Below are 26424 nucleotides of genomic sequence, written 5' to 3' on the forward strand. Positions count from 1 at the left end.
AGCTCTTTAGTTGGCTGACGGGGCCGTGGGGCACACTCTGGCCAGTGATGGGCGGGGCGGTGGAACTCGCGGGCGTGGCGGTAGTTGCTTGGCCGCGGCAGCAGTAGCGAGGAGTGCACGTGAACCGACGCCAGCTTGTTCAAGGGTCGGCGTTGCTGCCGGCGTTCCTGCTCGCTTCGCGCCGCGGTTTCGCCGCTGCGCTGGATGATGCATTTGGACCGTCAACGGTGAGGGACTTGGCCCGTATGCTGGCGGGCAAACCGTACGAGGCGCCGGACGAGAAGCTGCCGGGCGGGTTAAAGGACCTGGACTACGATCAGTACCGTTCGATCCGCTTTTTGCCTGAGCGCGCGCTCTGGCGCGGCAAGAATCTTCCGTTCGAGGCGCAGTTCTTCCATCGCGGCTTCTTCTACAAGAACCGAGTGAACATCTTCGAGGTCGCGGACGGAAAGGCCGCCGAGCTCAAGTACCGCAAGGCGGACTTTTCCTTCGGCGAGAAGGTGCCGGCATTCGAGGACGCCGATCTCGGGTTCGCGGGCTTCCGCATCCACGCGCCCATGAACCGTCCCGACTATTACGACGAGGTCTGCGTCTTCCTCGGGGCGAGCTATTTTCGAGCCGTGGCTAAGGGGCAGACGTATGGGCTCTCCGCCCGGGGACTTTCGATCAATACGGGCGAAGCCAAGGGCGAGGAATTTCCGCTATTCAAGGCCTTCTGGCTCGAGCGGCCGGCGCCGGGTGCGACCTCGATGGTGATCCATGCCTTACTCGACAGCAAAAGCTGCGCCGCGAGCTACCGCTTCACCGTGCGGCCCGGGGAGACGACAGTCTTCGACGTCGAGATGTCGGTCTACCCGCGCGTCGAGATGCCGCGCGCCGGTCTCGCGCCCATGACCAGCATGTTCTTCTACGGCCCGAACGACCGCAACGACATCGACGATTTCCGTCCCACGGTCCACGATTCCGACGGCCTTGCGATCTTCAACGGGAAGGGAGAAAGCCTCTGGCGACCGCTTAGCAATCCGCGCGATCTCCAGATCAGCACATTTCAGGATCTCAATCCGCGTGGCTTCGGGTTGATGCAGCGGGAGAGAAACTTCTTCGCCTACCAGGACATCGAATCCAGCTTCGAAAAACGCCCAAGTCTCTGGATGGAGCCGATCGGAGATTGGGGCGAGGGCGGGGTTGTGCTGTTCGAGATCCCGACCAAGGAGGAGGTCCACGACAACATCGCCGCATTCTGGCGGCCAAAGAACCCGCTGCAGGCCAAGGGCGAACACAACTACACCTATCGACTGCATTGGGGCCCGGATAGCCCGAAACCGCATTCGCTAGCCCGCTTCACGCGAAGCGGGATAGGGGCGCGGGGCGAGGATGCGCGCCTCTTCGTGCTCGATCTGGTCGGTGAGAACCTGAAGGGCATCGATCCCGCCGGCGTCAAAGGCGTCGTGACCGCGGAAAAGTCCGAACTGAAGAACATCGTCACGCAGCCCAATCCGTACACCAGCGGCTGGCGGCTCAGCTTCCAGTGCCAGGTGAAAGGCGAGCCGATTGAGCTGCGGGCGTTGCTGGCCGAAGGCGACAAGCCTTTGTCGGAAATCTGGGTCTACCGATGGGCACCCTGAGCGCGGCACCGCGGTCGATGGCCGGCGATATCGCGGCCCAGCGCCTACTGCCGAGCGAGTCCCCTCTCGCGATGGCTCCGGGAGACCTCGGAAAGGACCGGGTACCCGACCGCATTCCTGCGCCGGTTGCCCCCGCAATGGCCTGGCGGCGCGGCCTCATCCTGCTCTCAACAGCGGCGCTCACGGCGGGCGGCGGCTATGAGATGTATCGCGTGCTGGAGGTAGGGGGCGTCACCGTCCTCGAAGCCATGGTGCTGGCGCTCTTCCTGGTTCTGCTCGCCTGGGTCGCCTTCTCGTTCGCCTCCGCGCTGGCCGGCTTCTTCGTGCTGCTTGCCCACCGTCCGGACGCCTTCGCGCCAGACGCGGAGCTGCCTGCAATCGCAAGCCGCACCGCCATGCTGCTTCCCACCTACAACGAAGACCCGCACCGATTGACGGCGCGGCTTCGTGCCATCATCGAGTCCTTGGAGACTACCTCGGACGGGGAGCTGTTCGACTGGTACGTTCTGAGCGACAGCACCGATCCGGACATCTGGGTAGCCGAAGAAAAGGCGATGCTCGCATTGCGTCAGGCAGTCGGGACGCCGAGGCTGTACTATCGTCACCGCGCCAATAACACGGCCCGCAAAGCCGGGAACATCTCGGAATGGATCACGCGGTTCGGCGCCGTCTACGATTTCATGATCGTGCTCGATGCCGACAGTCTCATGAGCGGACAGACCATCGTCCGATTGGTCCATGCCATCGAAACCAATCCCACAGCCGGCCTCGTCCAGACGCTTCCCATGATCGTCAACGCGAGAAGTCTGTTCAGCCGCGTCCAGCAATTCGCTGGCCGTCTGTACGGTCCCCTGATCGCCGCCGGCGTCGCCTGGTGGCATGGCTCCGAGGGCAACTACTGGGGCCACAATGCGATAATCCGGGTCAAAGCGTTCGCCGAAGCGGCCGCGCTGCCGCAGCTTCGCGGACGGAAGCCCTTCGGTGGGCACATCCTCAGCCACGATTTCGTCGAGGCAGCACTGATGCGGCGGGCCGGATGGGGCATCCACATGCTGCCGACGCTCGGGGGAAGCTACGAGGAGGTGCCGCCGTCGCTGCTCGACTTCGCGGCGCGCGACCGACGCTGGTGTCAAGGCAATCTTCAGCATCTCGCGGTCGTGCCCGCACGAGGTCTCCATTGGGTTTCACGCCTGCATTTCTTGGTAGGGATCGGAGCCTATCTCACGGCACCGCTGTGGCTGCTGTTCCTGGTGCTGGGGATGCTGATCTCGCTGCAAGCCCGCTTCGTGCGTCCAGAATATTTTCCGAAGGGTTTCTCGTTGTTTCCGACCTGGCCGGCCCAGGATCCCGTGCTCGCCATCTGGGTGTTCGTCGCCACCATGGGTCTGCTGCTGTTGCCGAAGCTGCTGAGCGTGATCCTGCTTTGGATGCAGGGCTCGGAGCGACGCCAATTCGGCGGTGCATTGCGAGCCTCGGCCGGACTTCTCGCGGAGATTATCGTATCCGCGCTGATGGCGCCGGTGATGATGATCTTTCAATCAATCGCCGTGGTCGAAATTCTGGCCGGCCGCGATGCCGGCTGGCAGACGCAAAGGCGCGACGACGGCACGGTCGAGCGTCGCGAGCTCTATCGGAAGTATGGCATCCCGACCTTGTGCGGCGTCGCGATGGCCGCAAGCGCCTACGCCGTTTCGCTGCCCCTTCTGCTTTGGATGTCGCCGGTCATCGTTGGCCTGCTGTTCGCTGTCCCTATCGGGGCGCTGACGGCCAGGCCCGCGCCCGGCAAATTGTTTGCCACCCCTGAAGATCGAGAGCCGCCTCCCGTCCTGCTCCGGGCCAACGAATTGAGCGCGGCGGCTGAGGTCGGCATCAAACCCGCTCTGGTGGAGCTTCGCGAAGACCCCGAGCTGCTGGCCTTTCACGTCGCTCAGCTGCCGCCTCCTCGCGCCGCCCGGCCCAATACGGTCGATGTCAATCTGGCAGTCGGCCGTGCCAGGGCGGATGTGAGCGAGACGTTCGAGGAGGCCGCCGCGCATCTGTCTTCGCGGGAGGTCTTTTCGATCTTGAACGACGGCTCGGCCCTCTCGACCGTGTTGCAGAAGCCATGAACGCACACCGAGTGCTTGGCGGACTGCGCTTAGACTCGAACCACTGAGTTGACCCGAGACAACTTCTCCAGCGATGCCCACGTCGGCGCTCTCGCGTCCGAAGTTCGGGAAAATCAGGCAATCATCCTGCCGCGTTCCGGAACCTTGCCATCATTCGCGGGTTCTCGCATGCCGCATATGGCGGCGAGGAGAACAAGATGAACAAGCTTCTGCTGACGGCCGCAATGGCGGCTATGCTTTCGACCGGCGCAATGGCGCAGTCTACGGTCGTCACCACCACCGGCACGGGTCATGCTGCCGCCGTGCAGATCGAGCCGGAATACCGCACGAAAATCCGCACCTACGTCACCGAGCACAAGGTGCGCCCGGTGCAGACCCGCGAGAAGATCGTGGTCGGCCAACCAGTGCCTCGCGAAGTCGAGCTCGAGGCGGTGCCCGCCGATTGGGGTCCTTCGCTCACCAAGTACCGCTATGTCTACTCGGGCGAACGCGTGATGCTAGTCGATCCCTCGACGCGCACGGTCGTCCAGGAGATCGACTGAGTCGTCCCGGCGGGCCGTTGATCGCAGTGGCCCGCCACCCAATCCGGCCCCGCCGAAATCCTCATTCCTCCCTCGCGAGCGGCCGTTTATGCCGATCATCAGATACTTCGTCTTCGTCGGCGCACTGCTACTGGCGCTGCTGTTTGCGGCGGACCGCTACCTGCCGGCTCCTGTAGAGCGCGCGGGGCCGTCCGATCCGGACAGGACCATCATCCGGATCGCCTCGGCGAGGGCTCTTCCGGAGAAGATCGTCTTCGACACGCGGCCTCGCGCCGATGTGCCGATGATCGCGCAGGCCGGTCCAATCTCTGAAGGACCGCAGCACCAGGTGCGCGAAGCCATGGCCGCAATGCCTGCAGCACCTTCCGTGGAGGTCAGGAAAGAAGCGCCGGCTCGCGTCTCCGCAGCGGCCCGGCCGCACCCGAAGCGCTCGGCAAAGCTACAGAGAAGGATACCCGACAGGCGCCTCGCCTTCGAGCGGGCCGATCCATTTGCAGGCGGATGGTGGTGATCGGTGCGGGGAGCGCAAAAAGCTGAAGGCCGCCCCTTTTGGGTTGCGGCCTTCGTTGACTGCGATGGGCCGCTCTCACCAGTGCCGATAATGCCGGTGCCAGTGGTGCCGAACGACCGGATAGGAGCCGCGGTAATAAGCATAGGCCGGGCGGACGACGCGGCGATAGCGATACCCATAGGAGACAGGCGCCGTGTAGTAGGTGGTGGTGTAGCCCCCACCCCAGCTATACGGCTCATCGTAGTCGTAGGCGTAGGGGCCGCCATAATAGCCGGCACTGTAGTAGCCCGGGCCACCGTAGTAACCGTAACCCGGTCCCCAGCCGTACGCCGAAGAGGCGAGCCCGCCGATCACGGCACCCGCAACCAAACCACCGGCGATGCCTGGCCCCCATCCGCCTCGCCAGTGAGCTTCGGCCGGAGCCGTCGTTGCCACAGAGGCCAAGCCGAGGGCGCCGACCATCAGCGCCGACATTGCAATCTTCTTCATCGAGCATCCTTTCACGTGTTCGAGTGCCCCTCAGACAACGGGAAAAAAATGGCAATAGTTTCGACTGGCCCCAGCGGCGAGCGGGCAATGGTTGCTCGGCGCCGGGGCAGCTTCGCTCGAATGCATCGAGCTTGGACCACAACACGAAGGGGTTGGGTTCAGTTCATGGTGCGCCGCGGAAGCGCTCGACGGGCGCATACCCGCATGCTTCGCCTTAACAATGTTGAATTCGCCGCAAAGCGTTTCCGCAGTAACCTACATCTCTTCTCGCGTTGGGGGTTCCCATGTTCGATCCGGCCACGACCGCGCTTCTGCGCGCCGTATTCGACGAGGTCTGCGAAGACGTCTCGCGCTACGAAACCGGGGCACGCACCCATGTGGCCTCAAGGATCCTGGAAGCCGCTACCAACGGCGATACCTCGCCCGAGAGCCTGAAGCAGGTGGGACGCGAGGCTCTCCACGACGCGTCGACGATGTGGCGATAGCCAGAGGAAGGCGGGGGTGAACTTCCAGGTCACGGTGCTCAAGATCCTGGTGAGCTATCCCGACGGATTCGCCGTCATGGCGGACCTCAAGCGCGACATGGCGATATTGGCGACGAGCCGGCGCGACTGGGCCGAGCGGACGAAGCGCCTCGCCGCTCGCGTGGCCGTTCTCGACATCTTCTCGCAAGGCTTGATCGAGCGTCTGAAAGGCGGATGGCGCATCACCGAGAAGGGCCGTGCCGTGCTCGAAATGGAAGCGAAGCCTGGCGAGATGCGAACGGAGAGCGCTGCGGCCGCAGTGGAGCTCTTCGATACAGCGTCGGCATCCCCGCCTCTGGCCGCCAGGCGCTCAGGCCGAAGCCAACGTCTGCAGCGCCGCCGCGCGGCACGCGAGCGGGCCCGTGCCAAAGCGTGCTGAACGCGCTTACTCCGGTTGATTACGGATGACCGGGAAAAACCGGAAACTTTGCCCAACGCTTCGAGTTGCCAGCGACTGGATTGGCCGCGGGAGCGTGAAGTTGGTCGACGAAGTCGTTCTGAAGAACGCCACCGAAACAGCCTGGTCTGTCTACCGGGCGCACCACCCCGAAGTCGACCCGTGGGACAGCAGGCGCTGCCCGCTCGAGCGCCATCTGCAAAGGAGAGGAGAAGAGCGTGAGAGCGATACCGAAGAACTCGCCGGCTTCGGGATTGCCTACCTGCAGCGATTCTTCCGGGACGAATGTTGAGGTCCATTAAAATGCTCGTCGCGCGCGTAGCCCGCGGAAGCACAAGGCCCTCTTGGACGCTGCTCGCAATTTCATTTCTCATCTCCGCGGTTCTCGTGGTCGGCTTGCGCATCGCGTTTGGGGCCTAGCTCGATGAGGATCGCCCAGCTTGCCCCGTTGGCCGAGAGCGTTCCTCCGAAGCTGTACGGTGGCACCGAGCGGGTTATCGCCTGGCTGGTGGACGAGCTCGTCGGCTTAGGGCACGACGTGACGCTGTTTGCGAGCGGCGACTCCAGCACGAAAGCCAAGCTCCACGCCGTGTGGCCGCGCGCGCTGCGCCTGGGGCGGCGAGGCGTCGACCCGAACGCCGCCTGCGCGCTCTTGATCGAGGCCATCGGCGAGCGCGCGCGCGAGTTCGACGTGATTCATTCCCATGTGGATTGGTTGCCTCTGCCGGTCCTGAGCCGCACCGGAGTGCCGTTTCTGACGACCATGCACGGTCGGCTCGACCTTCCGGGCTTGCCCGATGTGATCGGGACTTTCCCGAAGGCTCCCTTTGTCTCGATCTCGGACAACCAGCGGCGGCCGCTTCCGGACGCGAATTGGATCGCGACGATTCCGCACGGCCTGCCCAAGGACCTGTTTGGTCCCTCCTACGAAGCCGGTGCGTACCTGGCCTTCCTCGGGCGGCTGACGGCAGAGAAGGGGCCGGAAGCCGCGATACGCATCGCGCGGGCGGCCCAGATTCCGCTCCGGATCGCGGCAAAGATACCTCGAGCGGAGACAGCCTATTTCAAGAAGAAGTTGGAGCCGGAAATCGATGGCCAAGCGATCAAACTCCTCGGCGAAGTGGACGACGTCCGCAAGCAGCCGTTCCTCGCCGGCGCCGCCGCCTTGCTGTTTCCGATCGATTGGCCCGAGCCCTTCGGCCTGGTGATGATCGAGGCGATGGCGTGCGGGACACCGGTCATCGCCTACCGATCCGGATCCGTGCCGGAAGTGATCGAGGACGGTATCACCGGCTTCATCGTGGACGACGAGGAGCAGGCGATCGAAGCGGTCGAGCAAGCGCGCCGGCTGGACCGAAGCACAATCCGCGCCCGCTTCGAGGAGCGTTTCGTCGCCAGCCGCATGGCCAGGCAGTACGAAGAGAGCTATCGGGGACTGGTCGCTCGGAAAGCGCACCACGCCTGAGGTGCGTCTCATCGCGAAGGATTCGAAAGCGGGGGTCGTAATCGCACGTTCCGATCCGGGAACAGCCGGCAGTGATGGGCGTTGGGGCGGGCATCCGAACGGGTGCTGCACTCACGCTGGAGGAGAAATTACATGAAAAGCTTTCTTGCTGTCGCTTTGCTGAGCACCGCCGTGGTAGGGGGCGCCGCGTTCGCGCAATCCGCTCAGCCGGCCGACCGCGCCGCGCCGGCGGCTACCGCACAGCCCGTCGACAAGATGATGCTGAAGGACAATTGGCGTGCTTCGAAGCTCATGGGCCTGAACGTGTACAACGAGGCGAACGAAAAGCTCGGCGACATCAACGAACTGCTAGTCGACAAGAGCGGCAAGATCAACGCCGTGGTGATCGGCATCGGCGGCTTCCTCGGGATGGGCGAGCACGACATCGCGGTCTCGATGGACAAGCTGAAGTTCTTCGAAGAGCCGGTCCGGACAAGCTCGACCAGCACCACCACCACTACGCGCGAGACCACCACCGGTGCGGCTTCGACGACCACGACGAACCGCAACACGAACGATAGGGTGCCGGACCACGCCGTCATGAGCGGCAACAAGGAGCAGCTGAAGGCGCTCCCTCAGTCAAGTATTCGGACTACAACTGACGGGACCAAGCGTTCTCGGGTCGAGGGCCTCCATCGGAGGCCCTTTTTCTTTGGGCTGGCACGAAGCGAGCCAAAGAAAAACGGCCCGTCCGGGGTGCGGGCGGGCCGTTGGTGCGAAAGCCAGTAGCTCAGTGCATATGAACCAGGAAATAGCCGACGCCGCCAACTTTTTCCTCCAATTGCTGTCAGTAGGTCGCGGGCCTGTCGGCCGGCGAATGGTGCCTCACTGCTCGGTGCAGACCTTGGTGGTCTTGACCGCGGACTCCGCCTCGACCTTGGTCTTGTAGACGCCGTTGCCCACCACGGTCGTGGTGGTTGTCGTCGGCTTGCTGTCGACCACGGTGCACTTTTTGGTGGTCGCATCGCGCACGATGTAGAATTCGGCGGCGCTGGCGGCCTGGGTGCCGAGGGCGAAAGCGGCGAGCGCGCCGCACACGATCAACTTCTTCATGATGTCCTCCTCAGTGTTCGCAAGTAGTCACTGCCAACGGGGATTCGCCGAGGGAGTTCCGCTTGTTCCCGCCCCCGAAACCTCGTGCCATTTCGCTACAACAGCAATCATTCGGCCTCCGGAAAAATCGCCCCCGATTGCCAAGTTTTCCCGAAACGGAACCCCACTCGACCCTTCGGGTTAATCGACGTCCGCTTTCAGGAGGTTTTAGAGATGAACAAGCGTTTATTTTTGGCTACGACCGCTGCCGTTGCGATCGCGACTTCGGCCTTCGCTCAATCTTCGCCGAGCTCGTCGAACTCCAATCCCGCCGCTGCCCAGCGTCAGGATTCGTCATCGACCTCGACGCCGTCGTCATCTGCGTCGACCCCGACGAACAACACGTCGTCCGGATCCTCGCAGACCAGTCCTTCGAACACCGCGCAGACACAGTCTCCGTCTTCGACGGGACAGACTGCTGCAGGCCAGTCGTCAAACTCCGGTACTGGCACAAACACGACCTCGAACAATTCGACCAACCAGGCCCAGACCGATCAGCCGTCCAACCAGACGACGACGCCATCCAACCAGGCGCAGACCAACACTCCGTCCAACACGAACAACCAGACGCAGAGCGCCAATCCGCCTTCCTCGGCCACCAACCAGGCGCAGTCGCCGTCGGGTAGCGGTTCGACCAACACGGCCCAGCAGCCGAACAATCAGCAGAACACGGCGGATCGTTCGTCGAACACCAACGTGAACGCGTCGGTGAACATCAACGATCAGCAGCGGACCCGCATCAGCGCGTCGATCTCGCACCTGAACGTGCAGCCGCTCACCAACGTGAACTTCTCCCTGTCGGTGGGCACGGTCGTCCCGCGCGACATCCGCCTGCAGCCACTGCCCGCCGAGGTCGTCGAGATCGTGCCGCAGTACCGCGGCTACAACTTCGTGCTGGTGAAGGACGAGATCGTGATCGTCGAGCCGTCGACCTACAAGATCGTGACGGTCCTGCCTTACTCCGGTCGTTCGACGGCCGCCGCGCCGGCGCGGACGGAGCAGCGCAAGGCGACGTTCACCGACCGTGATCGCGAAGTCGTCCGCAAGCACGCCAAGGCGCGCCCGGTCGAGCGCGAGAAGCGGGTGACCACCGGCAGCTCGGTCCGGACCGAAATCCGCACCGGCGAGCGCGTGCCGGAGGGCGTGGAAATCGAGGCGTTTCCTGAAGAGGTCTATCGGGATGCACCGACCCTTCGCGAGTATCGGTATATCAACCGGGACAGCCGCACCTACATCGTCGAACCCCATGAGCGTCGCGTCATCGAAGAGATCGATTGATCTCGCAACGGAAGGAGAACAACCATGAAGACCATCGTGTTGGGAGCGCTCACGGCGACCCTGATGGCGGCGTCCGCGAATGCCGCCCCGCTCGCCCCTGCGGCCATCGCATCGGCCCAGGTGGGTGGCGTCGAGCAGGTCCGTCTCGTCTGCAACGAGTATGGCCGCTGCTACCGCGTCCGCGGTCCGCGCTACGTGCAACGTTATTACGGCGACGATGACGGCTATGTGGTCCGCCGCAGCTACGGGTACTACGGCGGCCCCGGCTACTACGACCGGGGCTACGGCTACTACGGTGGCGGGCCGAGCATCGGCTTCAGCTTCGGCACCCGAAGCTGGTGAACCAGACAAGGGCCGCTCGAAGAGCGGCCCTTTCGCCGGCAATCGTGGGTGAAACAATGTCCGCTTTTGCAAACCTGATAGTACAGAAGGAGCAATTGCTGGCGCGACTCGAAGCCCATCCGGGCTCCAATGAGCGAGCTGAAATTCAGACGCTGCTCGCGAAGATCGAAACCGCTCTCAAGCTACTGGAGCCACAGGGAACTCCTCTGACGAGCGGCAAATAGCTAGATTCATCCGGGTTTGAAGCTATGACGATGATGCGATTAGTTGCCAAGTTGACGGCGGGTTGTCTCACCCTTGCCTATGCCGGTTGCGCCGAGGCGCGCTCCTACCCGATACGCGCCTTCGATGGCGCCTGGCACCTGATCTTCGAGACGCGGTCCGGATCTTGCGATCCAAGCTACAACTTCGACGTGAACATCTCGAATGGCAACATCTCTCATCCAAACCTTGTCAGATTTCGGGGGCGCGTATCGAGAACCGGCGCAGTGCGTGCTTCTGTAACCGTTCAGGACAAGCATGCCTCGGGCGCCGGCAGATTGGCACCGACAAGTGGAACGGGATCTTGGAGTGGCTATTCTGGCGCTGCCAGATGCAGCGGAGTCTGGAAGGCGACCAAGTTCTAGGAGGGTTGTTGCTTCCGCCGGAAGAGGTCCCTCATGCTCCACTTTTCAACGCTCCGCTCAGCCTCGAGCACCGCGGGCGCGGAGCTTTTCCAGTTCGGATAATTGTGACGTGAGCTGCTCCAGACGCGCATGCAGCACAGCGGCGTCAACCGCGAGACCATAGTGTCCACGCATGTCGTGTAACCCCAAACCAAGCTTCCGAGCAAACTTGGATCATGGCCCGCCGGTGGACGAATCGGGAAAATGATGCAATTGCGACTGAAATCCGCTGACGTTGTTCCAGCATCAACATATGTGAATCGTAAGTTGCCTTACCCGAGATTTAATCGGCGGATTCGTCACGTTCAGCACGGACATTAGCTTGAGCGCCTCGTGGCGCGGACGGACTCGGCAACCGTTCGCGGAAACTCAGCTCGCGAGAAAAGCCCCAGCTCCGGGGGCTAGGGGGGCTATGAGCTGGGGCCAGTACGGGGTTCGCCCCTTGGGCAGGGGCACCAGGAAAACCTGGCACACGCGCCATCGTTCCCTGCGCAACGAGGTTTGGAGCGGCGGGGCTCTCCTGGGCGACGCCCGCTTCGTCGGAAGTTAAAATTAGCTGTAAGGATGCAATGCTCCCACAGCACATCGGTGCTACGCTACCCGAGCGGGGGATGACGATTGGCCATCTATCGAATACTTCAGAACTCACCTCTTGGGCCGGAAGAGATCACACGGCTTTCGAGGGCATACGAACAGGCGCTCCGCAGGATCGGAGTGCAGGATCGCAACGACCCTCTGACCGAACTGATCGCCAGGAAGATCATCGAGGTCGGTCAGACCGGCCTCAAGGATCCCGACGAGATCTGCGGCCGGGCCGTCGAGGAATTAGGCTTGCCGAAAGGATGATCTCCGGCAAGCGCCGCACCGCGAGCCTTGACTTGGGGCGCCCGCATCGGAAGGGGACGGGCCGGTATCGCTGCTCTGAAGGAACGTGAGCGCGGCGATCTCGTCGACAGGAACGCGCCTTCGAGAGGCGAGGACGGCCAACAGGGCTCCCGTTACATTGCTAAACGGAAAGACGTTCGTAGCCTATGCCGGGACCGATCCCTGCCCAGGGCCTAGCCGCCGTCAGCCTTCTTGCCTGTGTCCTGTTCCTCGGTGGGCAGGCTCGCCTCGAGCTCGGCGATGATGTCCTGGAGCAACCGCACCGCAAGCGGGTCGGTCGCCTCCGCGTGCAGCCTTCGATATCGCTGCGTTCTTCGAGCATCTTTGGCGATTGGGCAGCCATGGTCTGTCGCGATCTCCAAACACGACTACGCCAGAACAGGTCGCAGGTTGCAGCCACCTTCTGCGAAATTCAGCGCATTCGCCGCTCAGGCGTCGAGCGCAAGCGAGACCTGTACCTCGCATCCCTCAGGAAGTGGCCTTCTCACCACGGCGCCTTTCATCTGCGTCGCGAGAAGGCCGACGAGCCGGGTGCCGAGCCCGCTCCTGACGTCGGCCGGACAGCCGACGCCGTCGTCCCGCACCATCACTAGCACGCGCTCGTCCTTGGCGCGGACATCGACCTCGACGGAGCCCTGGCGGCCCTCCGGAAAGGCATACTTGAAGCAGTTCGTGACCAATTCGTTCACGATCAGCCCGATCGACGCCGCCTGCGAGCTCCGTACCTCGATGTTCTCGCAGCGAACGCCGATCGAGATCGTGCGCACGCCGCGATGGAAGTCGGCCAGACCCCCGCATAACGCTTCGATATAGGGCGCAAGGGCGATGCGGCTGCTGTCGGCGGTATCGCGCAAACGGTCGTGGACCTTCGCCACCACGTCCACCCGGCTCACTGCGGATGCAATCGCCATTTGAACGGCCGGGTCGGTCGCCGAGCGGGCTTGGAGCCGGAGGACCGAGACGATCGTGGCGAGATCGTTCCGTGTTCTGTGCGCGAGCTCCTGCAGCAGTACCTCGGTATAGCGTTTCGCCTCGGAGAGCTTGTGCAGCGTGCTCCTGAGGAGCTCGGTGACGGCGGCTATGCAGATGCCCGTCAGAATGAACAGGATGAGTGGGATCGCAGCGGAGGATGGTGGCCCCGGGATGAGGTAGGCGGTGGCGAGCGCGGCTCCCGCCACGGTGGCCAGGATACCGCTGCCTCGGTTGAAGAGGACCGAGGACAGGAAGATGGCCGGAATGAACAGCAGAACGGGGTAGGAGCGCAGGTGATCGTCCAGCATCACCCGGGCGATGAACGCGATGCCGACCAGGCCGAGCGTCAAGGTGTAACGCACCCAGATCGGAAAGTCCGACCTGGCCGTCAGAAGGCGGTGCAGAAAGGCTTCCATTCGAGAGCAACGTGTCCTCGGCGCTCGATGTTCCGAGCGGAATCGCGCTCTCGCGCTGGCTGCTTGCGCCAAGCCGACCCGCTCCGACGACCTGCCTTGCCAGCAGCCGAGTGTGCATCGCCTAAAAGCCGGTAAGGGCCGGAACGAGGGAGATGGGAGGCGCGCCGGCGCGGTATTGCCGGCGAGGACCACCCGAACCACGCCTAGCACCCCGCAGCTGAATGGAGGGCCCATTTCTGCCGACGAGAGCATGTGCAGTTTAAGGCCCCGAAAGCGGTCAATGAGCACGCAGGGCGTCCAGAGGCCGCTCAACTCGACGGCCGCTGCAGGTCCGAGTTCGATCAACGCCCCGAGCGGCATCCGTTCCAGATCTAGGCCGGGAGTGGTGATGTTTCGCCGAGCTCTCCCGCTCGGACCTCGAAGCCAACCTCCGCGAAGGCCGCAAAGAGCTCGGATGGGATCAGGTGAACCTGCCGCAGATTGGGAAGCTGCAGCTGACGCTGGGCGAGATAGCGGTGCCGGACGAACGCGCCAGTGGTGCCCGCGATCGGCGGCGACCGCAACCATCCTTCCCTCCAGCGAGAGGTCCTGGGCGTGCGACATCAGGCAGCGCGGGCGAGCGAGCGCCGCTTCTGGCGGAGGTAGCGCGTGAGCTCGGACAGCGTCATCGCGTTCAGGACCCGATCGGCGGGGACGCCGCCTTTGCGGGCCATCTCGACGCCCCAGTGCATGTGGTCGAGCTCTGGAATCGAGTGCGCGTCCGGATTGATGCTCAGCATGCAGCCGAACTCAAGCGCCGCCTGATGCCAGCGCCAATCCAGGTCGAGGCGCCACGGATGTGCGTTGATCTCGACGACCACGTCCTGGCTCGGCTTTGGCTGGTTCAATGAGGGCTTCGACGTGCGCGACTTGAGGGAAGGGAAGACGCTGCTGGAAGAACCAGGCCTGTAGATGCGGGGCCGTGATCCGCATAATCGCGACCACACTCCCATCGTTCGCCTGTTCTTTCGTGTCCTTGTTGCAGGTCCAGACAAAATTCTTCTCCGAGTCCGCCGCGAAGACGGTCAAGGTTTGCACCGAGCAGTAAAGGACCGGTCCCTGTTGGCCTGTCAGAAACGCTCGAACAGAGTTTGGAGGAGAAGATGCCCGTGTTGATTTTGTAGGCCGTTCCCGCCGTGCTCGTTGTTGGTGGCATCGGCTATTTCTTGATTTCGTATGCACTGAGCGAATAGACGCTCGCGAACGGCTCGTCCGGCAACCCGGGCGAGCCCTTTTGTTTTGTGTTCTTGCGGTGCCCCGCCACGCAAAAAGGGGCCCCTGTGGGCCCCTCTTCTCCGCGCGCGATCATTAGTTGTAGTCCGAATATTTGAACTGCGGCAGCGCCTTCAACTGCTCCTTGTTGCCGCTCATGACCGCGTGGTCGGGGACCCAATCGTTCGTGTTGCGATTGGCAGCGCTCGTCGGGGCCGCGCCGGTGGTGGTGTCGCGGGCGGTCGTCGCGGTGCCGCTCGCGCTCGTCCGGATCGGCACCTCGACAAACTTCAACTTGTCCATGGAGACGGCGATGTCGTGCTCGCCCATTCCCAGGAAGCCGCCAATGCCGATCACCACGGCTTCGATCTTGCCGCTCTTGTCGACCAACAGCTCGTTGATGTCGCCGAGTTTCTCGTTGGCCTCGTTGTAGACGTTCAGGCCCATCAGCTTCGAGGCCCGCCAGCTTCCCTTGAGCGCCATCTTGGCGTCGACCGGCTGGCTGGTCGCCGCCGGCGCGGCGCGATCTGCAGGCTGAGCGGACTGCGCGAATGCGGGGCCACCGATCACGGTAGCTCCAAGCAGAGCAACGGCAAGAAAACTTTTCATCGATCATCTCCTCCAACGTGAGCGGGCAGCCCTTCGGATGCCCGCCCCCCAACGTTTCGGATTGCCACTAGTTCCTGATCTGCGCGGAGACCAAAGGAGTCGAAATCGCTAGCGACGCTCGGTGGGTCACCAGGCGAACGGCAGCGACGCCTTTGCCTTCGGAGCGGAGGCAAGCCTGCGAAAAATGTCGCCACACCTGCTTTGAGCAGTCCTCCGCTTCGGTGTCGCCCGCCTGCTGGACTTTCGGCAGCGGGGAGACGCCTTCCGCCAGCGCCGTCGTGGCTATGAAAACCAAAGCCGCCGTCGTTGAGAAGAGAGATTTCATGCGCGCCTGATTGATCGGCAACTCAACGACCGGGGCATCGAGCGGACCTCAGGACGAAGTTCTCGCACGAGCGATCAGTTAGCGATATCGGGCGTCATAGTCCTTTGCCATCCGGCTCGAGGTAAGACATTGCTCAAAGCGGGCACGGACCGTCCTCGGTCCAGCCGGCCGAGATCGTTGACCGCTCCGAGTAACGATGTGGTTGGCTTTGGCCATTGCGGCCGATCACGCGTTTTCTCGATCTTCTTCTCTTGAAACTCCGCGACTTCGGCCGGATACTGGCTCGGGTCCTTGGCCATCAGCAATCCGAGGAGGATGATCATGGCAATCCAGATCGTGATGGACCGTACCGGCGACAGCCGTCACCTCTTCGATCCGGCCAACGAACGAGAGATAGCGAGGGCGGAGCGGCGGTTCTACGAGCTCACCAATGCCGGTTTCACCGCGGCGGCCCGGACGGGTCCGGGTCAGGTCTCGCAGATCCGGTCGTTCGACGCGAACGCGGAGGAAACCGTGTTCTTCCCTAGGCTGGTCGGCGGGTGATCGGTCCGTACCATGTTTGGTTTCAGGCCGTCTCGCTCGGGTGAACGCTCGCGCATGAGAGCCATACGGGCTCTCCTCATACGACGCGGTGCCGAGAGAACTCCGGAAGGTCGCTCGCTGCGGCTCTTGCGAGAGTGGCTATCGCCAGCACAACGGACCCAGTTCGCGGCAAAGGGCTATTTCGAGGTCGTCGGCGGCGACACGGGCAAGCAGTACAGGATCTACCCGGGCGCCATGACGAACGTCTGCGAGATCGATGAAAAGGACCGTCCGACAATCGGGCTGTGCTTCCTGCCGAAGGGCGAGCTGCCAATCGGAGACGTCATGCTTTCCCAGAAAATTGCGCTGGAAAGCTGCGAGAGCCGCGCGCTCGAGGTGGCCAGAAGGTTCACTCCGACCGGTTTCATGTTCCGGCGAAATCGGCTTCTTGGCTGAGGCGCGGAGAGCCGTTCGATCGGCTGTGGCACAAGCTCGCCCACGCCGACGAGGTGATCGAATGGGGTGTGCCAAGCAAGCTCGCGCGACCCGGGCGGCTGGAGGCCTGTCCGAATAAGGGGTAGCGCCGCTTGGCGCGACCGGCGAACTCGACAATAAACCCGGGTGAACCCAGACATTCGTCAATGTAGGGCTGAGTTCACACGCTCGGAACGGAAAGCCCAATACTTTTGTTCAATCCTCCAGTGTCCTAACTGAGGAGAAGGGCTATGATCTCTAACAGACTTATGATCGTGGGGGCGGTGCTCGCCTTCAGCGGCACCTCTGTCTATGCCGGTCCCTGCAACACGGCGAGCCGCGATGCAGGATCGGGGAATGTTCCGGGTTATACCGGACAAACCACTGGTTCCACGGCAGCTGATTCCAAGCAGCATCCGCCGACATCTTCGATGGGCAAAGCATCGGAGCATACCGCAACGTCGTCGGAAGACGCGCAGCGCCAGATGCAGAGCCAGCCTACCGCTGCCGAGCAATCAACGGCGACCAAGCCGGCACCCTCCGCGCAGCAACCGGATCGGACTGCAGGTACGGTCGAGCAAACCCGTCCCGCGCCTACTGAACAATCAAAGAAGGCCACGGCCGGAGCGGCCGAGCCCGCACCGTCCCAGCAAAAGGCGACGGCGGGGGAGGACTGCTAGGAGCGTGGGGCCGGGCCTATGAGGTTCGCGGTGCCCCCGGTAGCGGCGCAATAGCGGACCTCATCATAGATTCGCGTTGGGCGGAGAGGCAACATGTTGCGGAGGGTCACGGGCACCGCGATCTTGATGAAGATTTTTCGCCATAGGCTTCGGGACTAGAGGTTGTTAGGGTCGATGTCGGCGACGATAGATCGGTGATTTGGCGCTGCAACATGTTCTCCGGAGCCAGGAACGCCGCCCGTAGCGGCCGAGTTACGCCGACAAACCCACTTGTGAGGGAGACGGTGTGACGGGGGCTCGTGTTCGGGACGTCCCAAGAGCAGGCGCAGGTCCGGTGGAGTTGTTGCAACAGGCCCAATTTGCGACCCTTGATCTCATGCGCCGCGCACAGGGACACGCGCTGGGCGTGATGGGATTTGATCCTGCCGAACTGACGCATCGGAGACTTGCCAGGGGAGCTCATTGGCAGCTTCGCGATTACGGCGGCCGGGACTCAGAAACATCGCTGCTCATTATCGCCGCTCCAATCAAGCGGCCCTATGTCTGGGATCTCGGGCCAAACCTCAGCGCCATCCGCCACTGCCTGAGCAACGGCGTGCGCGTATACCTCCTGGAATGGATTGCACCGACAGTACCAGGCGGACATGTCGGGCTCGATGAATGCGCAAGAGCCATATCCAAATGTGTGGCGAGGATCGCAACCGAGCCAAAAGCGACAAAACCCTTCCTGATAGGCCATTCGCTGGGCGGGACGTTAGCGGCAGTCTTCTGTGCAAGCGAACCGCAAGCTGTGCGCGGTCTATTGCTTCTCGGCGCGCCCCTCTGCTTTCAACCAGGGACGAACAGATTTCGCGATGCGCTCGTCTCGATGATTCCGCCTGGTCTGACCGAAGCGGGCATCATTCCGGGGTCGCTGCTGTCGCATGCAAGCGCTTTCGCCTCCCCTAATGCTTTCGTTTGGTCCCGGCTGACGGATGCAGCAATGAGCCTTGGCGACTTACGGGCCCTGGATGTCCATGCGCGGGTTGAGCGCTGGGCACTTGACGAAGCCCCAGTTCCAGGGAAGCTGATCCATCAGATTGCCGAATGGCTGTATCGAGAAAACCGATTCTGCCGAGGCACCCTTACCGTGCTCGGTCGTACGATTGGCCCGTCCTGTCTTGACGTTCCGACGCTCGCGGTCGTCAACACGGCAGACGAGGTTGCGCCGCTGGACTCGATTGAAGCGCTCCTTGATGCAATGCCTACCAAGGATGTCTCGCTCATCAAATACTCCGGCGAGATCGGGGTTGCATTGCAACACCTCGGAATCCTCGTAGGACGGGAGGCTTACGCGCGTATCTGGCCGAACATCATCGCTTGGCTGGCGGCGCATCGCTGAAAGTCCGATCGCGCGGCAAGCCGGCAAGCGAGATGTCAATTTGATTTTGACGGGGAACGTTTTCCCTCCAAAGCCCTCCACCGAGGCTGCCACGGGAGCGCAGATCAGACGAGGGCGAGAAGGCCGAGGTCCTGGAAGCCTCTGCCGCCCACAAGGACGAGGTGACCGCTGGCTATTCCGCCAAGCGCGGATGAAGCAGCTATCTGTCTGCAGGACAATCCCGCTACGGGCAACGCCGAGCGGAATTGTCAGCTGCGCGCTGACGAGACCATAGGGCGTCAGCTGCCGTGCTACGCTGGCTTGTGGCTCGCGACGTGTCAGCGTATATTCTAAGCCATCGGGAGCAGCGCGCCCAGACTGGCACTCACGATCGGGAATTTTAAGATGCGCTGCCTACTGTTATAGGCCACCCGGTCGCGCCTCCCAGTACGTAGGCGTTCCGTAATACTGGTGGGTGCGCGTTTCCCAGTCTCGATCCTGCCACGAGTCATCACTGAACTCAGGCGCGTCCCTCAGCTGTTGTTCGGTGATATTGGTTCGAAAACCACCACGTGACGTATCATATGTCAGCGCGGCCCAGGGAATGGGGTAATGGCTGTGACCCAACCCGACAAATCCGCCAAAGCTCATGACGGCATAAGCCACGCGACCTGACACCTTGTCGATGATGAGATGATCTATCTCGCCGATATTCTTCCCGTCTGCTCCATAAACCTCGGTTCCTTGAACGTCTTCGCTTGAGATGCATTGATGATCCGGATGGGCTGTTGCGCGGGCCATGGCTTCGTCTCCCTCACAAGTGGGTTTTGTCGGCTTAACTCGGCCACTGCGGGGGCGTTCCTGGCTTGTGAGAAGATTTCACAACGATAGCGCGCCACCCTCTTTTTAGCGCAGCGTCCGCTTTTCAAGATCGTGTTCGACAATGCGCATTCCGCAATGCTCGATTTGGCTGTTCTGGCACATACGGTCAGCCCGAATGTCGGCTTTGCGCTAATGGCGCCGATGGCGCCGATCTCAAGACTGTCCGCGCTGCATTTGAAGCCGCGAGCCAATGCGCCGGAGGCGATTTCCGGGCCTACCGCCGGCAATTAGGACTGATGGCAACGTTGGCGCGCGGCGGCCGGTTGCCAACGCAAAACGAGGGCGGCCGATCCACATGCTTTTGCGGCGTGCCGCTGGAGGAGCCGAGTTTGACGGAAAAGTCTAAGCCGCACACATCGTCGCCGAGAAGAATCCCCTCGTTTGAAATTCGCCGCCAATCGTTCTACGCCGACCTCTAGAAAGTCCCGGTTGTCATCGCACCGAGGCTGCATTTGAAACTTGCCGCCGGGCGGAGGCGTCCTCAGTTGCTGTCTCTTCTCCTACCAGCAGATCTCGGTGCTCGAGACCGGTGCGCTTCGGTTCGTTTTGTTTCTCCTTCGGGTGCGGCGGTCGAGCGATGTGCCTCTTCGATGCAAAGCTCTACCGCCTCGCGGAGCGACTTCGCATAGAAATCCGCGCCGATTGTCTCGTCATCCAGACTCTTTTCATCCTCTGAGTCTTTGGTCGATCCCCATAGGCCGACAAGAAGAGAAGCGTGTGGCATTTTGCGACGCAGACGCCGAAGAAGGAAGCGTAGATGCGCCGGACTTCCGCTTCCAAGGCAAGATACGCACACAATCCTTATGTTAGCTGTATCAAGCCCAAAGATGTTGGAGGTCGAGGCAGCTGTCGAAGGCTCGATGCGGGCGCCGATGCCATGTTTTTCGAGAAGCTGCGCGATCATGTTCGCGGTCGCTTCGTCAAGAGGATCTCGCGCGCCGATGCACAATACCGGCTTTCCGTCTCGCCAATCGGACCTTAATGTTCCAGTCGATACAACCGGCGGCGATAGATCGGGAGTGTCGACTACTTCGATTTCAGATGTGCTGGAGTCATTGAGGTCCTCGTTGCTCTTCACAGATGGAGCGCAGTCATCGTGATCGGAAAGATCGTCGATAACGCCCTCGACGGTTTCCTTAATCCGGCGCAGGCGCTCCAGGTCCAGAGCGCCCCGTCGCGCGTCGGCCCGCGCCAGCAGTAACCCAGGGATTGCAATTTCGTCGTAGTAAGCGCAGAGGGACTTCTCCTTCATGAACCTCTCGGCTTGGTCCGCGGCCTCGTCAGGATCACCGGCCAGCATACGTTGAAAAAAATTCTGTTCTGGCGTGAGCGCGGGCTGATCACCTAGGATCACATCCAAGAACTCCAATCTCTCGACGTGACGCCCCAGCACCACCAGGCACACGGTCAGGGGTGTCGAAAGCAGAAGTCCAATTGGCCCCCATAACCAGGTCCAGAAGGCTGCAGCCACCACGACAGCTACCGGGGAGAGTCCTGTGTTGTGGCCATACAGCATGGGCTCCACAATTTGGCTGAGAATCGGTTCTACGATCACGAACAATGCCACCGTCCAAAAGAGCATGGACCACCCCGGATCAACCGCGATGGCAAGCGCCGCAGGGACTGCGGCAGCGATGAATGCGCCGATATAAGGAACGAAGCGCATTAGAGCCGCGAAGATGCCCCACAACACTGGGTTGGGAATGCCGATCACCGCAAGACTGATCCCGATGACAATTCCGAACGTTGCGTTGATGCAGGTTTGCGTCAGGAAATACCGGCTCAGTCGCCGACCGGCATCGTCGATTGCTTCGGACGTGCGCCCCAAATCCTCTGCGCCTGCGAGTCGAACAAAACGGCCCCGCAGATCTTCGCGGAAAAGCAGCATAAAAATCACGAGAACGATAACAATGCCCGTCGTCGCCAGAGGCGCCAACAGCGGCCCGACGATGGTTTGCACTACCTCGAACGGTCTAGACGGGGGCTGTTGGATTTCCACCGGCAGTGGCTTAACCTGGGGTTCTCCTGCAGCAGTCTGGGCGGGCCGAGGAGGGCTTGAATTCTTCCGTCCTTGCTCCTGCGGCTTGGACATTTCCTGACGGAGATCTCCGAGCATATCCTTTAGCCGATTGAAGATTCCCGGACTGAGCGCGACGTCTTGGACCGAATGAATCTTATCGCTGATCGTCAGCTGATAGCGGGGCAGGTTCTCGGCGAGTTGTGCGAGCTGCTGGGTCATAACCGCGCTGAGCCCGAAAATCAGCAGAAATGCAAGCGCCACCGCGGCAAGAACTGAGCCTACGCGGCCGGCATAGAAGCCATGAAAGAACCGAACGACCGGAGCGAGCACGAAGCTCAACAGCAACGCAACGACAACCGGCACGAAGAGCTCACGTCCGAAATAGAGCAACGCCACGAGGGCCAGGCCGATGAAGAGATTGCTCGCGACCACCGCAGGCAATAGTGAGCTCGCGATGTGGCTTCCAGGCAAGGTCCACTGAGGGGTTGGGCCCGGCATATCTCTCAAGGGCTCGGTTTCGGTTCTACTCAGCTCACCCTAATTACGGCCGGATGTTTCCTTTTGTTCCTCGGCTGCGATCGATTGGGTAAACCAATAGTACTCGTTCAAGGATCGGGACTGGCCGGCCGCCGAACCAACGACGTATCCTCACGTGAGGGAGTGCATGCAGGATGACGCCTCGGACTCACGAGTTGCTAGAGTTCTGGGAACTAAAAATCGGCCATGGCAAGCAGATTGGAGCGTCGGACGGATCATTTGGCGGGCGCCCTAGCCACCCGTCGCAATTGATAGCCGCCTGATGGCTTTTACTGCGGCTCCCGGGCCGCGCCACCCTAGGAATTCAAGCTCCTTGTCTTCGAGCGCGTTCGTCGCGCGAAAGAACTGTTCGAGCTCCTCGACGGCGCGAGATGGCAGATCCCTGATGTCTTCAAGATTGCTCTCTAACGGCGAGCGCTCTGGCGCAGCGAAGATAGGATCGTTGCGCTCCTCCTTGCCTTTGCGCTTCTGGAGAATTTCGAGGATTCCGATCGGCCGGCATCGGAGCACGACGCCCGGATACGTCTGAGAAAGGTGGATGATGAGGACGTCTAGTGGGTCCCCGTCTTCGGCTTGTGTCGAGGGAATGAAGCCCCAATCATACGGATAGGTGAGCCCCACCATTAGGGGCTTCGCAAGCGTGAAAACCTTCAGCTCCGGATCGAACTCCAATTTGCAGGTGCTTCCACGGGGCGTTTCGATCACAGCGTAGATATTTTTCGTCGGCCCACGTCGGGAGCTTGCTCAGGTTCGTCATGGGTCTGCACGCGCTGCGTGGTCTGGCCTTTGAAACGGCAACATGAATCGTTTGTTCCTCCCGCGCCGCGCCGGCGTTACCGCGTCGACGCGCAAGAGCACATGAGGCTACTTGGGAGGCTCGACCGTGGTTTTTGTCGATCCGTCCGGCGCTGGCTGCATCCGTGGTGGGCTTTGCCCCTGGGGACTTTGCGGAGGCGCACCACCTGAACCGGTGTTGGTAGGCCCGGTCCAGCCCTGCGGCTGCAATTGACCTTTGTCTTCGGGCGCCGAACGCCCGGTCGGCGCGCCAAGGTCGTCCGCCGGCCTGGCAGGCTGTGCAATCGCCAATCCACCGGAGAGCACAAGACATATCGATGCCAGTCGGACGCGCATTGATATCTCCATTGACCTTGGTCAACGAAGAACTTCCCGGCGATCCCTGCCGTTCCTGTTCATCGGAACCGAAGTGCTGATTCCTTCGTTCAAGAACGACTTACAGGAGGACTTTAATGGTAAGAGCATCATGGAAGCGGCCCGGCTCGCCGATCGGCAAGAAGGGCCCGCGCAAAGGCAAATCCCTCATACAAGCGTCGTACGCGGGAACCCTGGTCGAGCGCAGATGTGAAAATGCTCAAGCAGCTGGCGAAGGGTAACACTCCGGCCGGAGTCATGAGCGTCAAACTTCAACGTCCCGTCGCGGCTATCCGCAGCAAGGCGCAGCGCGAAGGGATTTCCCTGAAGCCCATCAACCGTTCACCCTACAACCGGCGTGCAACGAAGAGGCGTTCGGGTCGCTAAGACTAGTTGGGCTCAGCGCTTACATCGTCAGCCTCTAAGCTGACGCAGGATCACGTCCTCCGTGCTGCTGACATCCCGGCGCCGCACTGACGCCGATTTGGGCCTTGGGTTCAAGCTAGCTGCGAATGGTTTTTCAGATGCGCAGATTGGGCAATTTGCTCATCTAGAGGTTATCGGGGGTGCGCACCGGAGAAGATTTGTTCTGATTCCGCAACTCTTGTTGGGCCAATTCCCAAAATTCCTTGTCGCGGCCTTCAGGCCGCCCGGCCTTTTCCCAGAGCTGATGGGCATAGGTTCGTATCTCGTCCTCATTCGGTTCAGCCATATGTTATTGCCTTCTGGCCTCCCTGTTGGTGCAAGCCAATGCCACATACACATCATTGGTTCCAGGCTGCTTTTTGTACCTGCTGGTCCAAGATGCGTGATGGCCGGCGCAACGCTCAGTATGGGAAGTAGGACGGAAAGAATCGAGAAGCATCCATAGGACGGGTAGGGAGGATTTAACACCAAAACCGCCGCTCCCGTACCCAAGGACCTTTAGGACATAGTCGGGTTATCGCCAGTGCATGTAGCGCCCTGCACCAAACCTCGGCCATTTAGGAGTCGTCACGTCACCGGTCGGGCCGCTTCCTTGACTGCCTGGCCCGTGGTGGCCATTCCGGCGGCGTAGGCCGCGCCCGCGCCAAGAAGAAGGGCGCAGAAGCTTGCAAACATTGCATATGCGAAGTGCTTCCGGGCTGCATCAATTTGTGCGGGCGTTGCGACTCTCGTTGTCGTGCCGACGGTCTCCCGTCCCGCATTGTTCGACCAGTACGCGACGCGCGTGCTGGCGGAATATGATGGGCCGACGAGGTTGCTGGCGATGCTGGTCGCCGAAGCCGGCAACATCGCCGCTGCACCGACCACCACGACGGTTGCGACCGCCCAGGCGGCCATTGCATGACCGACCCGACCGAGGGCAGTCTGATCCGGCGAATTGGCTGCCGCAACGGCGCCACCTAGGAATGCTGCGATGATCCCCGAGACCGCCCACCATACGAATGCGGCCCAGCCTGCGCCAGCAGGCGCCGATGCAGCAGTCGGAATGTCGATCGCGAGCAGACCGATGCCGAACCCCAGCATGGTCAGCAGGATCTGGACAACCAATGAAGTGAACACGCCGGCTAGTACAGCTGACCATGTCCAGCCAAAAAACACATTGGGAACGGTGCGTGTAGCCATGGCGAACTCCTCCAGTAGCTTATGCTCCGGTTCCAACGCGCGGTTGAATCGTCCGTTCCTGTTGCAGGAACTTCGAGCGGCTTCCGGACTTGGTTTTCCGGGAAACAACAGGAGGATAGGCCATGACACTTGGCCGAGGCGCTTTATTGTGGCTGCTGGGCATTCCTCTTCCGGTGATCCTGCTGCTTGCACTGTTCTGGCGTTAGCCAGCAATCGATCGAAGACGAAGCCCCAAGGCTTGGCGCTCAAAAACTGCCGGACAGGATTTCGTGACGGGTAGATACCAGTCGATGAAGGTTGCGAGTTTCAATGCGGCGGTTCGCTGCCCGCGACCGGCAAACCTGAGAAGAACAAACAAGCAGGACGAGAACCGCGGACACTAGCAATGGTGTGCGCGCTGAACGTTACGCCAAACTTAGCTTCCGTCTCGCCGCTCTCTCGATCAGATGAAAGGTTTCCCGCCTGTTACAGCAAGCGTCGCGCCGGACGTATAGCTTGAGAGCGGATCCGCTAACATGACATAGGCAGTTGCAAGTTCAGCCGGCTGCCCGGCTCGTTTCATCGGCACTTGCTTGCCGAAGTTCTTTACCGTGTCCGATGGCATGGTCGACGGGATCAGCGGCGTCCAGATCGGGCCCGGCGCGACGGCGTTAACGCGTATGCCCTTTTCGGCAAGCATCTGGGCAAGACCGCCCGTGAAGTTCTGGATCGCACCCTTTGTGGTAGCATACGCCAGCAGGATGGGGTTCGGCATGTCGGCATTCACGGAAGCGGTATTGATGATGGCGGATCCCGGTTTCATATGCCCAACGGCCGCCTTGGAGAGATAGAACATCGCATGGATGTTGACCTCGAACGTGCTCCGCCATTCGTCATCACTGATATCCGCGATATCCTTGAACGTGGCCTGATGGGCCGCATTGTTGACGAGGATATCGATTCCGCCGAGCTCATCGACGGCGCGTTTAATGACGGCGCGGCAGTAATCTGGCTTTCGTAGGTCTCCGGGAAACAAGACAGCCTTGCGGCCTTCCTTCTCGACGAGAGCCTTCACCTCCTCGGCATCTTGATGCTCGTCGAGATAAGAAATCAACACGTCGGCCCCTTCGCGGGCATATGCAATTGCCACCGCTCGGCCGATCCCGCTGTCTCCCCCGGTAATGACGGCCTTCTTGCCTGTAAGACGGCCCGATCCCTCATAGCTATCCTCGCCATGGTCCGGACGTGGCTTCATCGCCGAGGTCGAACCGGGCATCGGTTGCTGTTGGCTTGGATAAGGCGGGCGCGGATAATCGAGCATGGCATTCTCCCTACGGTCATCGGTTAAACGGCATCCGCGGCGGAAACTCATTCGCCACGGCATTCTCGTTGGTTTCCAGAACAATCTTCTGCGCGAGCATCACGTCGCCGGGCACAAGGCGTGCCGAAGGCGCGAAGCACCAATCCCCCTCGGCGCTCCCGCCCCGTCGAGCTCGCGCCGACGAGGCGCGGGTAAAATAACGCGACTTCGCCGGGCTCGTCCGCGTTGCTTTGCCGGTCAATTTCTTGAAGCGCTGCTCCGCCTTCGCCAATTCTGCCAGGTCTGCCGCGTCAAATTCGCGCCGCGTGTCCCCGCTATGGTTCAAGACAATCCGCGTAGGCATGGATGCTCCTGCTA

30 protein-coding genes and 2 pseudogenes are annotated in these 26424 nt (G+C 61.6%); 18 read left to right on the top strand and 14 right to left on the bottom strand.

Features of this window, described 5'->3' with window-relative positions; all coding sequences use genetic code 11:
* Positions 1-245: 245 nt before the first annotated feature.
* The 4 genes from XH79_RS09935 (at position 246) to XH79_RS09950 (ending at position 4786) form a co-directional block, all read left to right on the top strand.
* Positions 246-1625, top strand: a complete 1380-nt coding sequence (locus tag XH79_RS09935) for a glucan biosynthesis protein G (protein WP_442869945.1) — start codon at positions 246-248, stop codon at positions 1623-1625.
* Positions 1613-3733: a glucans biosynthesis glucosyltransferase MdoH gene (gene mdoH / locus XH79_RS09940; protein WP_271581565.1), complete on the top strand. Its 2121-nt coding sequence runs from the start codon at positions 1613-1615 to the stop codon at positions 3731-3733. Before XH79_RS09935 ends, mdoH begins: the two co-directional genes overlap by 13 nt.
* A gap of 197 nt (positions 3734-3930) precedes the next feature.
* Positions 3931-4275 carry a DUF1236 domain-containing protein gene (locus XH79_RS09945; RefSeq protein ID WP_271581566.1) on the top strand — a complete coding sequence of 115 codons (345 nt, stop codon included), beginning with the start codon at positions 3931-3933 and terminating at the stop codon, positions 4273-4275.
* An 88-nt stretch (positions 4276-4363) separates the two neighbouring features.
* Positions 4364-4786, top strand: a complete 423-nt coding sequence (locus XH79_RS09950) for a hypothetical protein (protein WP_035730658.1) — start codon at positions 4364-4366, stop codon at positions 4784-4786.
* 75 nt (positions 4787-4861) lie between these two features.
* On the opposite strand, the gene XH79_RS09955 is transcribed toward XH79_RS09950, so the two are convergent.
* A complete protein-coding gene (locus XH79_RS09955; protein WP_271581567.1) occupies positions 4862-5155 on the bottom strand; it encodes a hypothetical protein in 294 nt (97 codons plus the stop codon).
* A gap of 404 nt (positions 5156-5559) precedes the next feature.
* Between XH79_RS09955 and XH79_RS09960 the strand changes: the two genes are divergently transcribed.
* The 5 genes and pseudogenes from XH79_RS09960 (at position 5560) to XH79_RS09980 (ending at position 8302) form a co-directional block, all read left to right on the top strand.
* A complete protein-coding gene (locus XH79_RS09960; RefSeq protein ID WP_271581568.1) occupies positions 5560-5760 on the top strand; it encodes a hypothetical protein in 201 nt (66 codons plus the stop codon).
* Positions 5761-5776: 16 nt separating this feature from the next.
* Positions 5777-6178, top strand: coding sequence for a hypothetical protein (locus tag XH79_RS09965; RefSeq protein ID WP_271581569.1), 402 nt, complete (start codon positions 5777-5779; stop codon positions 6176-6178).
* Between the two features lie 94 nt (positions 6179-6272).
* A complete protein-coding gene (locus tag XH79_RS09970) occupies positions 6273-6488 on the top strand; it encodes a hypothetical protein (RefSeq protein ID WP_271581570.1) in 216 nt (71 codons plus the stop codon).
* Positions 6489-6620: 132 nt separating this feature from the next.
* Complete coding sequence (locus XH79_RS09975) at positions 6621-7661, top strand: glycosyltransferase family 4 protein (RefSeq protein WP_271581571.1); 1041 nt, start codon at positions 6621-6623, stop codon at positions 7659-7661.
* A gap of 132 nt (positions 7662-7793) precedes the next feature.
* A pseudogene (locus XH79_RS09980) lies at positions 7794-8302 on the top strand (PRC-barrel domain-containing protein).
* Positions 8303-8525: 223 nt separating this feature from the next.
* On the opposite strand, the gene XH79_RS09985 reads toward XH79_RS09980, so the two are convergent.
* On the bottom strand, positions 8526-8753 hold the full coding sequence (locus tag XH79_RS09985; RefSeq protein ID WP_038949323.1) for a hypothetical protein: 228 nt from the start codon (positions 8751-8753) through the stop codon (positions 8526-8528).
* A gap of 213 nt (positions 8754-8966) precedes the next feature.
* On the opposite strand from XH79_RS09985, the gene XH79_RS09990 reads away from it, so the two are divergent.
* The 4 genes from XH79_RS09990 to XH79_RS10005 all read left to right on the top strand — a co-directional run bounded on the left by XH79_RS09990 (position 8967) and on the right by XH79_RS10005 (position 11923).
* On the top strand, positions 8967-10070 hold the full coding sequence (locus XH79_RS09990; protein WP_271581613.1) for a DUF1236 domain-containing protein: 1104 nt from the start codon (positions 8967-8969) through the stop codon (positions 10068-10070).
* Positions 10071-10094: 24 nt separating this feature from the next.
* A complete protein-coding gene (locus XH79_RS09995; RefSeq protein WP_271581572.1) occupies positions 10095-10412 on the top strand; it encodes a hypothetical protein in 318 nt (105 codons plus the stop codon).
* Between the two features lie 56 nt (positions 10413-10468).
* Positions 10469-10636 (top strand): hypothetical protein, encoded by a 168-nt coding sequence (locus tag XH79_RS10000; RefSeq protein ID WP_271581573.1) that lies wholly within the window; start codon positions 10469-10471, stop codon positions 10634-10636.
* A gap of 1059 nt (positions 10637-11695) precedes the next feature.
* Entirely contained in the window at positions 11696-11923 is a 228-nt protein-coding gene (locus XH79_RS10005) for a hypothetical protein (protein ID WP_271581574.1), read from the top strand.
* A gap of 467 nt (positions 11924-12390) precedes the next feature.
* On the opposite strand, the gene XH79_RS10010 is transcribed toward XH79_RS10005, so the two are convergent.
* The 5 genes and pseudogenes from XH79_RS10010 to XH79_RS10030 form a co-directional block, all read right to left on the bottom strand.
* Positions 12391-13350, bottom strand: a complete 960-nt coding sequence (locus tag XH79_RS10010; protein WP_271581575.1) for a sensor histidine kinase — start codon at positions 13348-13350, stop codon at positions 12391-12393.
* Positions 13351-13952: 602 nt separating this feature from the next.
* A pseudogene (locus XH79_RS10015) lies at positions 13953-14213 on the bottom strand (DNA polymerase/3'-5' exonuclease PolX); the annotation flags it as partial.
* A 484-nt stretch (positions 14214-14697) separates the two neighbouring features.
* Entirely contained in the window at positions 14698-15210 is a 513-nt protein-coding gene (locus XH79_RS10020) for a PRC-barrel domain-containing protein (RefSeq protein WP_271581576.1), read from the bottom strand.
* Positions 15211-15277: 67 nt separating this feature from the next.
* Positions 15278-15556 carry a hypothetical protein gene (locus tag XH79_RS10025; protein WP_271581577.1) on the bottom strand — a complete coding sequence of 93 codons (279 nt, stop codon included), beginning with the start codon at positions 15554-15556 and terminating at the stop codon, positions 15278-15280.
* Between the two features lie 53 nt (positions 15557-15609).
* Positions 15610-15858, bottom strand: coding sequence for a hypothetical protein (locus tag XH79_RS10030; RefSeq protein WP_271581578.1), 249 nt, complete (start codon positions 15856-15858; stop codon positions 15610-15612).
* On the opposite strand from XH79_RS10030, the gene XH79_RS10035 reads away from it, so the two are divergent.
* The 4 genes from XH79_RS10035 to XH79_RS10050 all read left to right on the top strand — a co-directional run bounded on the left by XH79_RS10035 (position 15857) and on the right by XH79_RS10050 (position 18592).
* Positions 15857-16078, top strand: a complete 222-nt coding sequence (locus XH79_RS10035) for a hypothetical protein (RefSeq protein WP_271581579.1) — start codon at positions 15857-15859, stop codon at positions 16076-16078. The two genes, XH79_RS10030 and XH79_RS10035, sit on opposite strands and share 2 nt — an antisense overlap.
* Positions 16079-16090: 12 nt before the next feature.
* The gene (locus tag XH79_RS10040) at positions 16091-16513 is read left to right on the top strand and encodes a hypothetical protein (protein WP_271581580.1); all 423 of its coding nucleotides are present in this window, start codon (positions 16091-16093) and stop codon (positions 16511-16513) included.
* Between the two features lie 269 nt (positions 16514-16782).
* Positions 16783-17211: a hypothetical protein gene (locus XH79_RS10045; protein ID WP_271581581.1), complete on the top strand. Its 429-nt coding sequence runs from the start codon at positions 16783-16785 to the stop codon at positions 17209-17211.
* 334 nt (positions 17212-17545) lie between these two features.
* Positions 17546-18592, top strand: coding sequence for an alpha/beta fold hydrolase (locus XH79_RS10050; RefSeq protein ID WP_271581582.1), 1047 nt, complete (start codon positions 17546-17548; stop codon positions 18590-18592).
* Between the two features lie 399 nt (positions 18593-18991).
* Here XH79_RS10050 and XH79_RS10055 read toward each other — a convergent pair whose 3' ends face one another.
* Complete coding sequence (locus XH79_RS10055; RefSeq protein WP_271581583.1) at positions 18992-19372, bottom strand: PRC-barrel domain-containing protein; 381 nt, start codon at positions 19370-19372, stop codon at positions 18992-18994.
* Between the two features lie 132 nt (positions 19373-19504).
* Here XH79_RS10055 and XH79_RS10060 point away from each other — a divergent pair, with 132 nt between their 5' ends.
* Positions 19505-19684: a hypothetical protein gene (locus XH79_RS10060; protein ID WP_271581584.1), complete on the top strand. Its 180-nt coding sequence runs from the start codon at positions 19505-19507 to the stop codon at positions 19682-19684.
* Between the two features lie 250 nt (positions 19685-19934).
* Here XH79_RS10060 and XH79_RS10065 read toward each other — a convergent pair whose 3' ends face one another.
* The 6 genes from XH79_RS10065 to XH79_RS10090 form a co-directional block, all read right to left on the bottom strand.
* Entirely contained in the window at positions 19935-21905 is a 1971-nt protein-coding gene (locus tag XH79_RS10065) for an AI-2E family transporter (RefSeq protein ID WP_271581614.1), read from the bottom strand.
* A 336-nt stretch (positions 21906-22241) separates the two neighbouring features.
* Positions 22242-22682, bottom strand: a complete 441-nt coding sequence (locus XH79_RS10070) for an inorganic diphosphatase (protein WP_271581585.1) — start codon at positions 22680-22682, stop codon at positions 22242-22244.
* Between the two features lie 1027 nt (positions 22683-23709).
* Complete coding sequence (locus tag XH79_RS10075; RefSeq protein WP_271581586.1) at positions 23710-23871, bottom strand: DUF2934 domain-containing protein; 162 nt, start codon at positions 23869-23871, stop codon at positions 23710-23712.
* Between the two features lie 281 nt (positions 23872-24152).
* The gene (locus tag XH79_RS10080; RefSeq protein ID WP_271581587.1) at positions 24153-24767 is read right to left on the bottom strand and encodes a hypothetical protein; all 615 of its coding nucleotides are present in this window, start codon (positions 24765-24767) and stop codon (positions 24153-24155) included.
* A 442-nt stretch (positions 24768-25209) separates the two neighbouring features.
* Positions 25210-26067, bottom strand: coding sequence for an SDR family oxidoreductase (locus XH79_RS10085; RefSeq protein ID WP_271581588.1), 858 nt, complete (start codon positions 26065-26067; stop codon positions 25210-25212).
* Between the two features lie 16 nt (positions 26068-26083).
* Positions 26084-26410: a hypothetical protein gene (locus XH79_RS10090; protein WP_271581589.1), complete on the bottom strand. Its 327-nt coding sequence runs from the start codon at positions 26408-26410 to the stop codon at positions 26084-26086.
* Positions 26411-26424: the final 14 nt, after the last annotated feature.

This window comes from Bradyrhizobium sp. CCBAU 45389 (assembly GCF_028128625.1).
GTDB classification, from domain to species: Bacteria; Pseudomonadota; Alphaproteobacteria; order Rhizobiales; family Xanthobacteraceae; genus Bradyrhizobium; species Bradyrhizobium liaoningense_B.

Bases quoted from the DNA above. Each gene is read 5' to 3' on its own strand.
- XH79_RS10085 (WP_271581588.1), bottom strand. From the start codon at position 26,067: ATGCTCGATTATCCGCGCCCGCCTTATCCAAGCCAACAGCAACCGATG.
- XH79_RS10010 (WP_271581575.1), bottom strand. From the start codon at position 13,350: ATGGAAGCCTTTCTGCACCGCCTTCTGACGGCCAGGTCGGACTTTCCG.
- XH79_RS10035 (WP_271581579.1), top strand. From the start codon at position 15,857: ATGGCAATCCAGATCGTGATGGACCGTACCGGCGACAGCCGTCACCTC.
- XH79_RS09960 (WP_271581568.1), top strand. From the start codon at position 5,560: ATGTTCGATCCGGCCACGACCGCGCTTCTGCGCGCCGTATTCGACGAG.
- XH79_RS10075 (WP_271581586.1), bottom strand. From the start codon at position 23,871: ATGGCTGAACCGAATGAGGACGAGATACGAACCTATGCCCATCAGCTC.
- XH79_RS09990 (WP_271581613.1), top strand. From the start codon at position 8,967: ATGAACAAGCGTTTATTTTTGGCTACGACCGCTGCCGTTGCGATCGCG.
- XH79_RS10000 (WP_271581573.1), top strand. From the start codon at position 10,469: ATGTCCGCTTTTGCAAACCTGATAGTACAGAAGGAGCAATTGCTGGCG.
- XH79_RS10055 (WP_271581583.1), bottom strand. From the start codon at position 19,372: ATGGCCCGCGCAACAGCCCATCCGGATCATCAATGCATCTCAAGCGAA.
- XH79_RS09985 (WP_038949323.1), bottom strand. From the start codon at position 8,753: ATGAAGAAGTTGATCGTGTGCGGCGCGCTCGCCGCTTTCGCCCTCGGC.
- XH79_RS10020 (WP_271581576.1), bottom strand. From the start codon at position 15,210: ATGAAAAGTTTTCTTGCCGTTGCTCTGCTTGGAGCTACCGTGATCGGT.
- mdoH (WP_271581565.1), top strand. From the start codon at position 1,613: ATGGGCACCCTGAGCGCGGCACCGCGGTCGATGGCCGGCGATATCGCG.
- XH79_RS09945 (WP_271581566.1), top strand. From the start codon at position 3,931: ATGAACAAGCTTCTGCTGACGGCCGCAATGGCGGCTATGCTTTCGACC.
- XH79_RS10090 (WP_271581589.1), bottom strand. From the start codon at position 26,410: ATGCCTACGCGGATTGTCTTGAACCATAGCGGGGACACGCGGCGCGAA.
- XH79_RS10030 (WP_271581578.1), bottom strand. From the start codon at position 15,858: ATGATCATCCTCCTCGGATTGCTGATGGCCAAGGACCCGAGCCAGTAT.
- XH79_RS09950 (WP_035730658.1), top strand. From the start codon at position 4,364: ATGCCGATCATCAGATACTTCGTCTTCGTCGGCGCACTGCTACTGGCG.
- XH79_RS09975 (WP_271581571.1), top strand. From the start codon at position 6,621: ATGAGGATCGCCCAGCTTGCCCCGTTGGCCGAGAGCGTTCCTCCGAAG.
- XH79_RS09995 (WP_271581572.1), top strand. From the start codon at position 10,095: ATGAAGACCATCGTGTTGGGAGCGCTCACGGCGACCCTGATGGCGGCG.
- XH79_RS10040 (WP_271581580.1), top strand. From the start codon at position 16,091: ATGTTTGGTTTCAGGCCGTCTCGCTCGGGTGAACGCTCGCGCATGAGA.
- XH79_RS09935 (WP_442869945.1), top strand. From the start codon at position 246: ATGCTGGCGGGCAAACCGTACGAGGCGCCGGACGAGAAGCTGCCGGGC.
- XH79_RS10045 (WP_271581581.1), top strand. From the start codon at position 16,783: ATGATCTCTAACAGACTTATGATCGTGGGGGCGGTGCTCGCCTTCAGC.
- XH79_RS10080 (WP_271581587.1), bottom strand. From the start codon at position 24,767: ATGGCTACACGCACCGTTCCCAATGTGTTTTTTGGCTGGACATGGTCA.